7 protein-coding genes are annotated in these 15875 nt (G+C 54.7%); all 7 read right to left on the bottom strand.

The window, feature by feature from the left end; all coding sequences use genetic code 11:
* Positions 1 to 345: 345 nt before the first annotated feature.
* The 7 genes from IEV97_RS15105 to IEV97_RS15075 all read right to left on the bottom strand — a co-directional run bounded on the left by IEV97_RS15105 (position 346) and on the right by IEV97_RS15075 (position 15870).
* Entirely contained in the window at positions 346 to 2994 is a 2649-nt protein-coding gene (locus tag IEV97_RS15105) for a S8 family serine peptidase (protein WP_188502303.1), read from the bottom strand.
* A 164-nt stretch (positions 2995 to 3158) separates the two neighbouring features.
* A complete protein-coding gene (locus IEV97_RS15100; RefSeq protein WP_229733971.1) occupies positions 3159 to 3485 on the bottom strand; it encodes a VanZ family protein in 327 nt (108 codons plus the stop codon).
* Positions 3486 to 3555: 70 nt separating this feature from the next.
* Positions 3556 to 3936, bottom strand: a complete 381-nt coding sequence (gene gcvH, locus IEV97_RS15095) for a glycine cleavage system protein GcvH (RefSeq protein WP_188502301.1) — start codon at positions 3934 to 3936, stop codon at positions 3556 to 3558.
* A gap of 58 nt (positions 3937 to 3994) precedes the next feature.
* Positions 3995 to 11125, bottom strand: coding sequence for a T9SS outer membrane translocon Sov/SprA (gene sov / locus IEV97_RS15090; RefSeq protein ID WP_188502300.1), 7131 nt, complete (start codon positions 11123 to 11125; stop codon positions 3995 to 3997).
* 72 nt (positions 11126 to 11197) lie between these two features.
* Complete coding sequence (ruvA, locus tag IEV97_RS15085; RefSeq protein WP_188502299.1) at positions 11198 to 11791, bottom strand: Holliday junction branch migration protein RuvA; 594 nt, start codon at positions 11789 to 11791, stop codon at positions 11198 to 11200.
* On the bottom strand, positions 11792 to 14065 hold the full coding sequence (locus tag IEV97_RS15080; RefSeq protein ID WP_188502298.1) for an NADP-dependent malic enzyme: 2274 nt from the start codon (positions 14063 to 14065) through the stop codon (positions 11792 to 11794). It lies immediately after the preceding gene.
* 296 nt (positions 14066 to 14361) lie between these two features.
* Complete coding sequence (locus IEV97_RS15075) at positions 14362 to 15870, bottom strand: lytic transglycosylase domain-containing protein (RefSeq protein ID WP_188502297.1); 1509 nt, start codon at positions 15868 to 15870, stop codon at positions 14362 to 14364.
* Between the last annotated feature and the right edge of the window lie 5 nt (positions 15871 to 15875).

Below are 15875 nucleotides of genomic sequence, written 5' to 3'. Positions count from 1 at the left end.
AGTTTAAGGATTTAAAAGAAACTGATTCTACTAAGTTATCCGAATCTCAACTGTGTGGGCTACAGACCCGCGTAAAACCCGAGTTGCTCGGTGAGCGCTTTAGAAGACCGCTCTTTCGGACATCTGTGTCCGGAAGCATTCCTGCAGGGGACATCCTTGTCCCCGTATACCTGCAAATCTACGCACAGGGATTTGGACATCCCCAACAGCTTGCTTCTTGGTCGATAAGACCCGAAGAGGTATAAGCCTAAGCAGCCCGCAATTCATAAGAGAAGAGCATCGCAGGTACAGCTTATCCGATCGGAGCATACCTAATTATAGGGCAAATCTGACAATGATTGATGCTTACTGCACCACCACTTTACTCGACAGGACGTTGCCTTTTTCAGTGGTCAGCCGGAGGATGTAGAGCCCGGGCAGGAGGCCTTTGGTCTGTAGTTCCTTCAGCATGCCTGTTTCCTGCGATTCTCGCACCGACCTGCCCAGGCGGTCTATTACCTGCACCTGCACCGTCTCGCTTTCTACGGCTACAAATACAGTTTCGCCAGCCGCTACCGGGTTAGGGTATACCTGCACAAAGTTTTGCGGGGTATAGATCACCGTCTCCTCCTGGCTGTAGATTGTTTTGCCATCCGCAGTGGTCGCGCTCGCACGGTATACATTCCGGCCAGGTATAGGTTCTTCGTCCAGGAGTTGGTATTGCAAGGTGGCCGAAGGAGTTCCGGTGTGCACCGCCTTAAAGTTACCTTTCTCCAGGCGCTCCAGGTGTATGGCTGCCAACTGATAAGACGTGCTGAGGCTTAAAGAAAACCGGGCTTTGTCGGGGGTAACCAACTGATGCGCCTGGAAGCTGCTTATGTAGCAGGGGGAGGATGCAGAAGCAGCAGCGATGCTTCGGCTGTAGGCAGCCTGGGTGCCCTGAATGAAAGGCGCCACTGCCAGGTAACTGCCCTGTAGCATGCTTCTGTCGATAATGGCAAGTGTATCCGATGTCTTCAAAAGTGGCTCCAGGTGCGTGGCACCTAGCTGGAATAATTGGTACTCCTGCGCATTGGGCTGCCTGGACCAGTGCACCATCACCTGCTCTTCGCAACTAAAGCCGATTCGTAAAGCTGCAGGTCGGGCCAGGATGAACTCCTCTGTCTGCAGGGCTATACCTTTATGAAGCAGGCGTAGTTGCGCCCGTGCCGCCGTATCAGGCGTTTGCCAGGTATAGCTTCCCTGGCTCAGGTCTATACCTTCGGCTATGGTAAGCCAGGCATCAGAACCAAGCAAACGGTACTGCAGCGTGGCTGTGCCAGCAGCTGTGCCGGACTGCCAGGCAAGCCGGTTGGGCTGGCCAGCTGCCAACGTCGAAGTAGCGACAGGGTATAGCCATTCCGTATCCTGTTCCAGTTCATACACCAGGCTGAACTCCTGCACGCCCTGCGGCACCCGGAAACCCGATACCTGCAAGGTATAGGTGCCCGCTGCAGGCGTTTCCAGGGTGACCTGCTCGGCATTGTTCAGGCGGTCCTGTCTGCGGCGGGCCGGCTGCTGCAGGGAGTCGGGGTGAGGGAAAGTGCTCAGTACCCAGGGCAACCAGGTTTTGCCGGAAGAGGTATGGCGCAGCACCAGGTCCAGGTCGTTGACAAGCGCTTTTTCGGCGTTGGGTTCCGCCTCCGGGTCATGCCACACCAGCGTTGCCTTCAGGCGCCGTACTCCTTTGGGCACGTTCAGTTGGAAAGTGCGCATCTGTCCTGCAGCCACTGCATCCAGTTTGAAGCGTTGTGCTTGTATGCTTCGAAGTGCGCCGAGGGCATCAGCATTGCCGAAACCCGAGGCGAAATCAGGACCAGGGTTCCCCGCATCCTCTGCACTGTTGATCAGGGCGGCTTTTACGAGCGAGGCTGGCGGCAGACTTCCATGCTGTGTTTTGTAAAGCTGCTGCACCAGCAAGGCAATACCTGAAACCACCGCAGCAGATTCCGAAGTGCCTGCAGCGCCATGCGCCACCAGTTCCGGTTTAATGCGACCATCGTACGCAGGCCCTCTGGAGCTGCGTATACCTACCTGTCCATCCGGGTCCAGCGCCCCAACGCTTAGTGTGTTTTTGGAGGTCTTGAACTGTCCGGTCAGGTTGGCTATACCTGGCAGGTTGGCATAGGTGCCGCTTGTCTCAGCTTTGTCGCCGCTGTTGCCAGACGAAAACACATGAAGCAGCTCAGGATGCTGGTAGCTTTGCTGGTCGTAGGCCTGTGCCTCCAATCCGTAATAGTTCTCCACACCCACGCCATAGGAGTGGTTCTGCACGCTGATACCCTGGCTCAGCAGGGCTTCACTATCGTCAGGGAACAGCTCTTCGAAGCTGGAGTGGGCGATCAGGGCATGCTGGGTCACACCCTTGCCATTGGGGCCTGTGTTGCCAGCGCCTGCTATCAGGGTGGCCATGGTGGTGGCGTGCGGACTGTGGTTGCCGATCATGGACTGCGGTTCCACAACGCGGCCCTGCAAGTCAAGGTCGGCTGGGTCGAAGGCAGCTTCTTTTACTGACACCGCCATACCTTGTCCGGCAATATCCCGGAAGGCCGCATGTGCAGCATAAATATTGTTCACCACAAAGTCAGTGTCTTTCAACTCCAGTTCCTCCACGGCCCGTCGGTTGGGCTTGTCCACATAAAGCACTTCCGGCGAAGCGGCCAGTTGCAGCATCTGCGCTGGCTTAAGGCCGGTTATCAGCAGGGTATTACCTTGAGAACTGGACTCTTTTACAGTGGCCTGTAGTGGTTGCTGTTGCAGCCAAGTATAGAACGCTTTTTTGTTGGATACCTGTATTCGGTACGAGGCAGCAGGAGCCGTTTGGTGGAGTTGCTGCAGGTGAGGCGCCAGTTTACGGACTACCTGTTTTGGAAGTGAGGACGGGGCTTGTTGCGCCTGGCTTTGGAGCGGCAGCAGCGCCAGCAGGCAAAGCACAGGTAGGCAAAGTGTTTGTTTAAGTTTGTGGCGTGGTGGCATAGAGCGGACGTAAGTGTAGAGCTCAGTTTCTATCTTGATAGAATAGCACTAAAGCTACTCAATCGCCACCATATAGGCAATAGCTAATAAAGCCTGATCTGCTGAAAATCAACCTTATACCTGTTTTTGAAAAGAGGGATTGTTGGAGGGATAGCTCGCTTATGCTACAATTGGTAGATCCACTTAAAGAGCAGGATGCCAATTATGCAGCCGATGGTGTTGCTTAACACATCGACTATATCGCCCTGACGACCAGGAACAAAAAAATGCTGCAATAGCTCAATCGCGATGCCGAACATAGAGCTCACCATAAAAGCTGTGCGGATGGCGAAGAGTTGCACACGCATGTAGGTATACTGCTTTTTCAGGCCCACGATCATCAGGTACGTGAGCACGGCAAACATGAAGGCGTGCGCAAACGAATCAAAAGAGAAGATCTCCCAGATGGAAAGGGAGGGCATAGAAGAGGAGGGCAGCAGCGTCAAAACCATGATCACTGCTGCCCAAATAATGGTAAAGAAATTATACCGTAGAATCAAGCCTGCTTCTATACTTGAAAAATTACTGACCGATTACTTCGCGGTAACCTTCAGCCGTCAACAGGCCTTCGATTTCGCTTTTGTCGCTGATAGACATTTTGATGATCCAGCCGTCTCCGTAAGGATCGGAGTTTACCAGTTCAGGGCTGCCGTCCAGCTTCTCGTTGAACTCCTGCACGGTGCCGCTCAGTGGGCTGAACAGGTCAGACACAGTCTTCACTGCCTCTACTGTACCAAACACATCGTTCTGGCTGATTTCTTTGTCCACTGTGTCGATGTCAACATACACGATGTCGCCCAGTTCGCTCTGCGCGAAGTCGGTGATGCCAATGTAGGCTACGTCGCCTTCTACGCGAACCCACTCGTGGTCTTTGGTATACTTTAGGTTGTCAGGTAAATTCATATCTATTGCTTTGTGTTAATGATGTCCAAAAATACGCTCTTTTTCGCAATGCTAAAAATTATTGCAGACCAACACGTAACTGTACTCCGCCTTCCGACACACTGTTGCGGAACGAAGTGGATATTTTAGGGTCGGATACGGTACGGAGCAGGTAGAACTGGATGTTCACGCGCTGGCTCAGCACATAGTCTACGGTGGGGCGCAGCTGCAGCTGGCGTGTGCCGTTGGTGATTTGGTTCTGGCTTATCTCGTTGCCCTGCTCGTCCTGCGTAATGGCCCGCTGCACAGTCTGGTTGTCACGCACCGACATGTCCATCCGCACAGTCAGCTCGTTCTCCAGCGTGCGGCGCTCCCCGCCTATCTTGAAAGGTATACGGAAGTTCGTGGTGCTATACCCAAAGCCGAAGGTATAATCCTTCACGTTGGTTTCAGTTACCTGGGCATTGGTTAGGTTGAGCGACAGGTTACGCTCTATTCTATACCCCAGGCGGCCGGTCAGGTTGGTGTTGGTCCGGAAATTCACACCCAGCAGTTCCAGTCGCTCCTGTACCGTGAGCTGGTTCAGGATGTAGTACGGAATCAGCTGCCCAAACTCGTTGGTGCGGGTCGGGTAGTCGCCCGGGTTGTTCTCGTATGCCAGCGAGGTCGTGAAGCTCGTCACGTTGTAGGTCGCGTTGTAGGAGTGCGTCAGATTCACCTGGCTGAACCAGCGTTTGAAGAATTCGAGCTGCGACAGGCCGTTGTAGTCGATGCGCCAGTTAGGGATAGGCATCCGCTTAACTGGGTTGCCGCCTTTGGCCTTGAAGCCGCTGGCATCGCGCCCCTGGTAAGCGTACAGGAAAGACTGCAGGAGCACATCCTGCGAGTTCAAGGTATAGCCTGAGTCGCTGGCTGCCGCATTGGCGTTGGTGAGGCGGTCACGTATCTCGTAACGGTTGCGGATAAAGTTGTCGAACGCGGCAGAGGTTCCGTCAGCAGTAGGCTCGAAGATGGTACCCAGCGCAAAGAAGGAGGTGCTGAACGAACCAGTGTTGATCGGGTTCTGGCGCTCGTTGACGGTGCCGATATTCCCGAAGTCATCAAACTGCTTGCGGTAGAAAACCTCCTCGATCTCCGACAAATTGCGGCGGGCATCAAGCTGCAGGTTAAAGTTACGGAAAGGCTCCATGTTGGCTCTGGCCGTGAAAGTCTCGGTATTGATGCCGCTGAATGGCGTGTTCAGGTACTGGCTGCTGTCGGTGTACCAACCGTTGGTGAAGGCGCGGTTATACAGCTCATCCAGGTCGTACTGGCGACCCAGTACAAACGGAAGTCCCGGCGCATCGAAGCCATCGTCGAAGCCAAACATGTGGGTGCGCGGCAGGTAGCCCGGCATCATGGTGCCCTGGTTTTGCAGGTAAGTGAAGTTCACCGAGCGGGTCATCATCAGGAAGCGGGCCAGCCCCTTGGCGAGTTTCATGTCAGAGCGCTTCTGCACCACGCTGTCGCCTGGCGCGGGCACTGGTGGTCCGGCTTGCGGCTGGGTCGGGCTGTTCACCTCTTTCAGGAACTTGACCTTGTTGTACAGCTTCACCATGTCGAAGCGGCCATTCACGCTAAACTCGGTGTTGTTCTCGGCGGTGTTACCCAACTGAAAGTCCGCATCCTGGTTCAGGGCAGTAGAACCCGCCGTCCAGATGTAGGTAACGGCATAGCGGGTTTCGGCGCCCAGCCAGTCGGTGAGCGGGAATTTATCGAACGGCACCTTGTAGTTGGCGGCTACCAGCTGGTTGAAGTGCGTGTTACGGCCCAGATTGCGCAGGTTGTTCCAGATCACTTTGTTCTTATACCTGAGGGAGTCCACGTCGCGGTTGATGCGGTAGTCCGGTTCGTCCACCACGGCGCGGTTGGTGGCGGTGTAGTCCAACGAGAGGCTCTTGCTGATGTCCCACTTGAGGTCGTAGATGCGGTTAAAGAAGAAGTACTTTTGGAACGTAGGCTCTATACCGCGGGAAGTGATCAGGCCCGAACCCGGATCGCGGCGCTGCAGGAAAGTCTCGTTATACCTGCGGTCGAGGTCGGCGCGGAAGGCAAAGCGGCTTGGCAGCGGCGTAAAATTCAAGTCTTTGATCAGGCGCATGTACGGCGACTTGAATTTTTCGCTTTTGGCGAAGAACTCGTAGTTGCGCGGCGTGTTGGTATAGGTATAGGCCACCGCTCCCGTATAGGTGCGGGTAAAGTCGCGGTCCGTCTCGATGTTGGTGAACAGGCGCTCAGCATAGGAGTAAGAGAAGGACAGGTTCTCCACGTCATAAGGGCGCACCTTGGCCTCCGGATTGGTCCGTTCTTTCCGCACGTTCAGCAAACTCACACTCTTTCGGGTCTCGCGGGTACTCACCTCCTGCCTGTACTCCCGCTGCGCATCGTTGGTCTCATACCTTGTGAGGGATTGTTCTAATGGCACGTCCTTGTCAAGCGGGTCAAACTGCGGGGCGCTGTTCATGGTGCCGTACTGCACCGATACCGGTACTTTGATGCCCAGCTTTTCGGGCAGGAACTTATCGGCCACAATGTTGGCGCTTACGTCAAACACGGCTGTATTCTCACGCGCACGCTGGGCGATCTTTTGCTGCAGCGCTCCGAAACCTATGGTAGTGTAGCTGCCTGTAGCCGTGATGTTGGCAAAGTCGGCCAGTTTGGTGTTGAGGCGGGCATTGGCGGCCCAACCGGAGTTATTCCGGAAGTCTGTCACACGAAGCTCGTTCACCCAAACGCAAACCGATTGCGGCCGGGCATCTTCGCCAGGTACGGTCGGGTTGCGCAAACCGATCATCACGCTCTGCACTTCACTGAAATCCGGGTTACCCACTACACGTATCATCTTACCACCCTCGAGCATCACCTCAAACGGACGGCGGTTGTCCCAGCCTCCTGCAATTCGGTTACGCTCTACTTTGGCGTTCACAAAATCCTCCAGGGCAACATCTACCTCGTTCTCGGCAAGCCAGATGCCTTCGCGGCTGGTCGTGCCGGCAGGCGTCAGTTTAAGTGGCACCACGTACTCGTAGTAGTTCTGGGTATAGTCCGTACCAATTCGCACAAAGGCCTGCACATCATTGTCGCGGGTGTTCGGGTCGCGGGTCTGGGCATGCAGGAACAGCTTCAGGCGCTTGTAGATCAGCATGTCGATAGACAGGTTCTTATAGACTGCCTTGGAGAAGGAGTCTTTCAGATCCTCCACGCACAGCTGCATCGCCTGCTCGTTCTGGCGGCGGTTGTTGGTGGCGGCATAGTCGCGGAGGCGCTCTATACCTGGCGGCATCACATACGGGATGATTGTTTCGTCCTGTACTTTTTCGCCATTCTCTTCTATGTTTACGGTGGACACAGTAAACGAGCGGGCATCATCCGTACAGTTCAGGCAGGGATTGCCGTCGGTGATCGGCTGCAGGAAGGTACGCCACTGGTTAGCCACAAACTGGAACTGCACAAAGCGCAGCACCACCGGATCGACAAACTCCGTCATGTACATACGCATGAAGCGGATCGATTTGAAACCGCTGATGCCGCCCACATTGCCCGTTGGCTGGCGCACCGGCACGCGGAACTGGTACCAGGTCACATTTTCACCGGTCCCGGTGTCCACGATCTTGTCCACGATGTAGTTCTCGCCTACGCTCATACCACCCGGCTGCAGTTTGATCTTGTACTCATAGTACTGCTCCAGGTCACTGATCACATTGTCGCGGTTCAGATCTTCCTTGTCCGGGAAAGCATAATTAGAAAAGCGGCTCTGCTCCGGCGAATTGCCCTCCATACCGTTGAAGCGCTTGTAACGCTCCAGGATGCCGGCGTTCTGCTGGTCATACGCCTCATCGAGGTGGTGCAGGAAGTTGTCGGCAGAAGGGTCGGAGAGGACGGTCTGCGGTGCACCACCAGGTATACGGCCCAGGAAGGAGTTCTGGAAGAATTCGCGCTCTGCATTGTCGCCCAGTCCGTCCAGACCGATGTCCTGGAAGCCGCGGGCGCCAGGCACAGCCGAGAAGGCATCGGTCAGGAACTGCTGCGTCGTAACGCGTCCCCATGCCGTGTTCTGTAAATTCTGGTTATCGGTAGCAGAAGTTGGCAGGCCGTTCTCAAATGAGTAGCGGTTGTCTTTCAGGATATCCTCCGACACGTTGCCCAGGTTGATCACCAGTTCACCACCATCGTTGCTCGCTATTGGGTTGCCGTTCGCGTCTTTGCGTCCATTTGGTCCGGTCAGGAAAGGGTCCATCAGCCAGAACTCCACATACTCCACGTTAGCGTTGTCAAAGTCCGTGTCGAAGGTAATCTCGCGGCTGATACCGCCCCAGTTCTTGCGGGGATCGCCCTGTAGTCTGCCTTCCGCATCCAGGTTGTGGTTGTAGTTATACTGCCCGCGCTCTCGGGGGTAGTAGGCCACATCAAAGGTATACTCGTAAGCGTTGGCAATCTCCCGGTCGCGGCCTGGAAACACCTCATAGCGTCGCACAGGGCGTACATAGTGGTTCTTGAGTTCCTCCTCGTTGATGTTGCTCGGGCGCAACCCTTCGCTGTCGCGGTAGAAGATCTGGTCGATGGTATACCAGGCCACTCGGGCTCGGTTGTAGGCATACTCCAGGCCCTGTCCCTGCGCCAGTGGGGCAGGCGTGGCAGCCAATCGCCAGGTGGTGTTGTTAAAGCCGCCCAGGCTGAATGGCGTTTCGGCGCCTTCAAAGTCATCCAGGTATGAGGTGCCGTCCTCGTTTACCGGCGATTCAGTGGCAGAGGGCACCAGGTGGGCAAACTCCCCGCTGAACGTCACGCTCGACGGCACTTTGGTCTGAATGAACGGAATCATGTCCGTCATCTTCGTCAGGAAGCGCGACTCCCGGTTGAAATTCACGTCCAGGCCGTAGATCGTGTTGTTGGTCGGCTCGTCACCAATGCTCACGCGGTTGATGTAAGGCCGCTCGTTGAGGTGCAATACCGTACCACCCAGGTTCAAATCGTTGTTCACGCGGTAGTCGAAGCGGGCACCTAGCAACGTGCGGGGCTGTATATTCAGCAGCTCGGCTTTCTCGTATGTCACGCGCAGGTCGCTGGCAGAGGCAATGTAGCTCGGGTTCAGGATCTTGATACGGCCCAGGTCATAGAACACCTGGTAATCGGTGCCTTCCTCGAGCCGCGTACCACCGGAGTATACCGCTACGGAACCCTCGGCAATGCGGAAGCCCGGCAGCATGATCTCGTCCGTAGAACTGGCCTGGAAACGGCCTTTGAGATAGAACTTCGCCTTGAGTGTGTTCTGCTGCGCGTCTGTCTGGGTTTGTTCGTAGAGTTCCTGGAACACGTAGCGCTCAACCAGGTCCTGCCGCCCTTCGAACTGATTGGCCAGGTATGAGCCGAACGGTTCTACCACCGGGAAGAAGATGCGCCCTGTTTCAGGGTCAATCGTTATACCTTCCAGGAAGTCAAAGTTGCCGTCACGCGGTTTGTCGTTGTTCGTGTTAACATTGTCGAGGTTGAGCACCTCAATCAGCGGGATGTTCTGGATCGGGCTCGGCTCTTTTAAGCTGGTGATGTCAACACCCGTTTCGTCGTCTTTGTAAACGATCTGCAGTTGGAAGTTTTGGCGGTTCACCTGCGTGGCGTCCAGGCTGTAGACGTTCTTCATCATCAGGTCCCAGGTCGGGTACTCCAGCGCCGGGTTGGTCGCCTTCAGCAACTTCATATGGATCACCTGATCATCGCGCAGGTTCTGGTAGTCCTCCATCAGCTCGCCCACTTTGTAGGTCTGGCCGTTGTAGGTATACTCAAAGGCCACGCCCAGCACCTGGTCGGGCAGCAGGGCGGTGGTCAGGGAAATGTAACCTAGCTGCGGGTTAAACTTGTACTCACGCGGGTCCAGCCTGCGGGCGCGCACGTGCTCAAAGTCAATGGCTTTCTGCAAACCCAGGCTGTTCAGGTATGAGTCCACCTGGTCGTTGTTGCGGGCCTGCGGGTTGGTGTTGATCAGGCTATACAGTGCGTTGGCGTTGTTAGCTGCCGGCGCCAGCGGATTGCGCTCGAACTGGTTTCTAAAAGGATCGGCTTCGCCCAGGTCCATATAGGCGACCATGTTGCGCAGGTTTTCGGTGCTGCGGTTGTTGTTGGTCACGTACAGCTCCAGGCGTCGGATCACGATGCCGGAGTTTACCAGCGGCAGGTTTTGCAGCGTTTTGTCGTAGCGACCCCGGAAGAACTGCGACAGGAAGAAGTGGCGGTCCCGGTCATAACTATCGGCCCGGATCTCAAAAGGCTTGTTCTGGGCACCGTTCTGAATCACTACCTCATCGTTACGACCACGCACGTTGGCGGCGATGGTGGTGACACCCAAACGGCCGAACTGCAGCTGCGTTTTTAAACCGAACAGGTTCTGGGCGCCCGTGATCAAAGAGTTGTTTAGTGGCAAACTTACGTTACCGGCCTCTACTTTGCGGATGATCTCCTCCTCGAAACCGGTATAGTCCAGCTTCATGTTGTTCTCGAACTCGAAGTTGGCGTTGTTGTCCCAGTTAAAGTTGAGACGCATTTTCTCTCCGATCTTGCCCACCAGGTTCAGCGAGATGTTCTGGTCGAAATCAAAGTCGCCGGTGCGCTGCTGACGGAGCGGTATGGAGGGGTTCTCGTTGCGGTTGAAACGGGCCCCGAACTTCAGGTTGACGTTACCGTTCGGCTGAATGTCCACAAAATTGCCCCCAAACACGCGGTCAAACACCGGGCTGATGTAGATCTTCGGCACCAGGCGGCGGCCACTTACCACGCTCTCCCCGTCCAAACCGGCTGACTTGGTACGCCAGTAGTCGCGGATGGCCTGCTGGCGCTGGTAGCGGGAGTACTCCTCCCACGACATGGTAGACGGCAGGCGGTAGTCCAGCTCGCCCATGCGCTCGTTGATGTTGTACTGCCTCAGGCTGTCGTCGAGCTGTATTTCCAGCTCGATGTTGGAGGGCTGGCCAAGCAGAAGGGGAGAGGAACTCGGACGGGTACCGAGGGGGCTTCCAAGGCGGTCGCTCGGCGTAAAGGTCGGGCGGCGGCTCGGGATGTAGCGTTGCAGGCGGGCAGAGTCCTGCGGAATAGTATCCTGGACGAAAAAATCTGAAAAAATCAGGGTGCTATACCTGTTGTGAGAGCGCAATGCCGCAGCCTGCGACCACCATGCCAGCATAGTGATAGCAGCAACCGTTGCAAACAGCAGGCTGTTTTTTTTACTTTTCCAGATCAAGTTGGGCTCTACCGATTAAGAAGACTTCAAGGCAAATTTTATTAGTTCCTCTACGCTCAGGCTTCTGTCTTCCCGCTTGATGATGGCATCAAGCGTTTTCTCTGCCACGTTCTTAGCAAAGCCTAGTGTAACTAATGCTGATAACGCTTCTGCACGTGACGTATTGTGCGCAGAAACGGGAACTGCTATGCCACCAGCCAGCATGGTTTCTTTCTTTATTTTATCTTTTAATTCCAATATGATACGTTGCGCGGTTTTAGCCCCGATTCCCTTCACCTGCTGTATGGTGCGTACGTCTTCCCGCACAATGGCCTGCTGCACTTCATCCACCGAAAGCGACGACAAAATCATCAGGCCCGTGTTCGGTCCCACACCCGAAATCGAGATCAGGTGCAGGAAAGTCTCCTTCTCAGCAGCTGTCGTAAACCCATACAAGGTATGGGCATCCTCTTTGATGTGCAGGTGGGTATGCAGCTTGCAGCGCTCCCCCTCAGGCAGTGACGAGTACGTGTTCAGGGAAATTTTGATCTGATAACCTATGCCATTGACATCGACAACGACATAGGTTGGATCTTTCAGAGCTAGCTTACCGTCAATGTATGCGATCATCTATATATGTTTATTATTATAGTTCTGAGCATCTACGACAGCAATGGACACCATGTTAACAATCTCACGGATAGAGCTGCCCAATTGTAGAATATGCACCGGCTTGCGCATGCCCATCAACACAGGGCCAATTGCCTCAGCACCACCTATTTCCTGTAGCAGTTTGTAGGCGATGTTGCCCGATGTAAGGGTCGGAAAAACAAGCGTGTTTGCTCCTTTTTCAGCCAGTTCGCTAAAAGGATAGTGCTCACGCAGCAGGTTCTTGTTCATGGCTGTGTTCGCCTGCATCTCGCCGTCTATGAGCAGGTCCGGGTAGCGCTGCTTCGCCTTGCGCACTGCCTCGGCGCCCTTGTTAGGTATGTCGCCCTGCACGGAGCCAAAGTTCGAGTACGACAGCACAGCCATACGCGGCTCCGTGTCGAAGAAACGAACCGCACGGGCAGTCAGGCCGATGATGTCCACCAGTTCGTCGGCGGTCGGGTTCACGTTTACGGTGGTATCGGCGAAGAAATACGGCTCCTTTTTGTTAAGGATGATGTACATACCTGCCACTTTATTGATACCATCCTCAACCCCTATAATCTGGAGGGACGGCAGAATGGTTTTGGAATAGTCGCGGGTAAGGCCAGAGATGAGTGCGTCTGCTTCGCCTGTTTCGAGCATCATGGCGCCGAAGTAGTTACGGTCACGCATCTGACGGCGGCTGTCGAACAGGGTAAGGCCTTTGCGCTGTCGTTTTTTATACAGCAGCTGCGCAAATTCCTCGCGCTTCTCGTCCTCTTCGTACGGGTCGATGATCACACAGTCGTGCAGGTCGAGGTTGGTTTCCTCTATGATCGCGGCAATCCGGGCTCTGTTACCCAGCAGGATCGGGTTTGCGATCAGCTGCTCTTTTACGATCTGGGCCGCTTTCAGAATCTTGTAGTGGTCCGCTTCCGCAAACACCACTGTCTTCGGATCCTTCTTCGCCTGGTTGGTGATACGGGTCATCAGCTTCTGGTCGATGCCGATGCGCTCCTGCAGTTCAATCTCGTATGCCTCCCAGTTGGTAATGGGGTGCTTGGCCACGCCGCTGTCCATGGCAGCCCTGGCCACTGCCGGCGATACTGTGGTGATTAGGCGTGGGTCGAGTGGCTTTGGTATCAGGTAGGTACGGCCGAATGAGATGGTGTTGTCTCCGTAGGCTTTGTGCACCAGTTCCGGAACAGGCTCTTTGGCCAGGTCAGCCAGAGCACGCACGGCGGCCAGTTTCATGGCTTCGTTGATCTCAGTGGCGCGCACATCCAGGGCTCCTCTGAAAATGTAAGGGAAACCAAGCACGTTGTTTACCTGGTTCGGATGGTCAGAGCGGCCGGTCGCCATGATCAGGTCATCCCGGGTATCCATGGCTAAATCATAGTCAATCTCCGGGTCCGGGTTGGCCAGTGCGAAAATGATCGGGTTAGGAGCCATCAGCTTCACCAGCTCTGGCGCCAGCACGTTGCCAGCTGAAAGTCCGATGAACACGTCAGCGCCTTCCATGGCCTCTCGCAGTGTGTTGATCTTGCGCAGAGTCACGAACTGCGCTCTGTAAATGTCCAGGTCGTCACGCTCCGGACGGATGATGCCGTCCTTGTCGAACATCACGATGTTGTCCAGCTTGGCACCCAGGGCCACGTATAGCTTGGTGCAGGCGATGGCGGCGGCGCCCGCGCCGTTTATCACAATCTGAATATCCTCGATTCTTTTGCCCGCCAGTTCCAGTGCGTTGAGTAGGGCAGCCGATGAAATAATGGCCGTGCCGTGCTGGTCGTCGTGCATGAGCGGAATGTTCATCTGCTCCTTCAGGGCGTTCTCTATCTTGAAGCTCTCCGGTGCTTTGATGTCTTCCAGGTTTATGCCGCCAAAGGTCGGCTCCAGCGACTTCACGATGCGGATGAACTCTTCGGGGTCGGTGCAGTCGATTTCAATATCGAACACGTCTATACCTGCGAACTTCTTGAAAAGGACGCCTTTGCCTTCCATCACTGGTTTTGATGCATCCGGACCAATGTTGCCAAGGCCGAGTACGGCGGTTCCGTTGGAGATAACCCCCACCAGGTTTCCCTTGGCGGTATATTTATAGACATTCTCTTTGTCAGCGGCAATTTCTTTGCAGGGCTCGGCTACTCCAGGAGAGTAAGCCAGGGCCAGGTCATGCTGGGTGCTCAGCATTTTAGTCGGCACTACTTCTATTTTGCCGGGCTGCCCCTGCATGTGGTAGTTAAGTGCGTCCTCTTTGTTTACTTTGATCATGGTATGCGTTATTGGTGTTGTCTCGTGTTAGTTGTTCCCTTGCGTTGTAGGGCTCCTGCGCCGGACAGGAGCTTAAAGCCAAGTTGATAAGATTTTATGGTTTATCAAAGCCGTAATCGACAAAGATACACCCTGAACAATCTCCAACTAGCAGAATATTGTTTTTTTATCAGGCTGCTGAGATTCTGCTGTTAGTTAATGTCTGGTATGGCAATTAGCTGATAAAACAGGAGGGGCGTAAACGACGAAACACCCTTCCGTCAGAAGAGTGTTTCGTTCGATCTATACCTGTAAGCTTAGCTAAGAATGAGCTGCTGTCCTGGTTTGATGGCGCTGTTTTTGAGTTTGTTCAGCTTCTTTATCTTTTCCACTGTCACCCCTTCGTGACGTTGGGAGATTGTCCAGAGTGTGTCGCCTGGCTGCACGTGGTAGACACGCTCTGGTTGGGTTTTGGCTGGAGCAGGCTTAGCTTTGGCCGGCGTGCTGGCTGCTTTCTGCGTGCTGTTTCCTGCAGATGCCAGCAAGACCGGAGCTGCTTCCGGAGCAGGCTGCCATACCAGTAGTTTGTCCTGCACTCTGATAGCTGAGCCATCGAGCTTATTCCATTCCTTTATCTGGTCAATGCTCACCCCAAACTTACGGGCAATGGCAAACAGGTTGTCGCCACGCTGCACCACGTAGGTTTTTTGCACCAGGCTGTCATTAGGAGTTTCCTTGGCAGTGGCAGCGGCTAGCATAACGGGCGCTTCGGCTGGTGCAGTGTGTTTGGCAGGGGGTGGCGTAGGTGCAGCGGCGAGCAGAATGCAGCTCTGTTCAGCAGCCAGCAGCTTGGCGGCCTGGGCTGGAATGCGCAGTTTGTAATTACGAGTGGTTGCAGGAAGCTTTGGTTGTTTGATCTCCGGGTTCAGTGCCAGCAGTGCCAGCGTGTCCACGTGAAGCTCAGCCGCCAGCTTTTCCAGATCAAGCGCCTGGTTTACTGTCAGGTGGGCGTAGTCGGGCGCGTATAGGATCGAGTCAGAGAAGATATTGTGCTCTGGGGCGTACTTCATGGCGTAGATCACCGCCGTCATGGAAGGCACGTAGCTGCGTGTTTCCTTTGGCAGGTAGGGGAAGATCTCCCAGAACGTCTTTTTGCCACCGCCTGCTCTGCGGATTGCCTTGTTCACGTTGCCCTGACCGCAGTTGTAGGCAGCCATGGCCAGTTCCCAGTCGCCATATGTGCGGTATAGCCTGCTCAGAAAGCGCATCGCCGCATCCGTGGATTTTTCTATATCCATACGCTCGTCGATGTACTGGTCCTGGTTCAGGCCATACTCTTTGCCGGTGGACTTGATGAACTGCCAGGGACCAACCGCGCCTGCCCATGAGGCGGCTTTCGGGTTCAGGCCAGACTCTACAATGGAAAGGTATTTGATGTCCTGCGGCATGTTGTACTTCTTCAAGTACTTCTCGTAGATCGGGAAATACACATTTTCGCGGGAGATCATGGTGCGCGTATACTTTCTGTTACGGACAGTGAAGTAATCGATGTGGTTACGCACAAATTTGTTGAACACCAGGGGGATGTCCGCCTCTATACAGCTCAGCCTGTCCTGTATCACCTCGTCGGGCTCATAAGGGATGTATTCCACGAGCAGCGCCAATTCCTCTTGTGAAAGAAAAGTGGTGTCTGCCTGTGGTTTCTTCAAAGAATCCTCCTCAACGAGTCTTTCGAACCTGATCGTATAGCCAGAAGCCTGGGCATGGGAAACCCATATACTTCCAGCCAGTGCTGCAAGTACTGTAAAGAGTCTAAACTGCATCATTTATA

The sequence above is a fragment of the Pontibacter amylolyticus genome (assembly GCF_014638845.1).
GTDB lineage: Bacteria > Bacteroidota > Bacteroidia > Cytophagales > Hymenobacteraceae > Pontibacter > Pontibacter amylolyticus.
The sequence above is the reverse complement of the archived record's forward strand: the minus strand, read 5'-3'. Positions and strand labels throughout refer to the sequence as shown.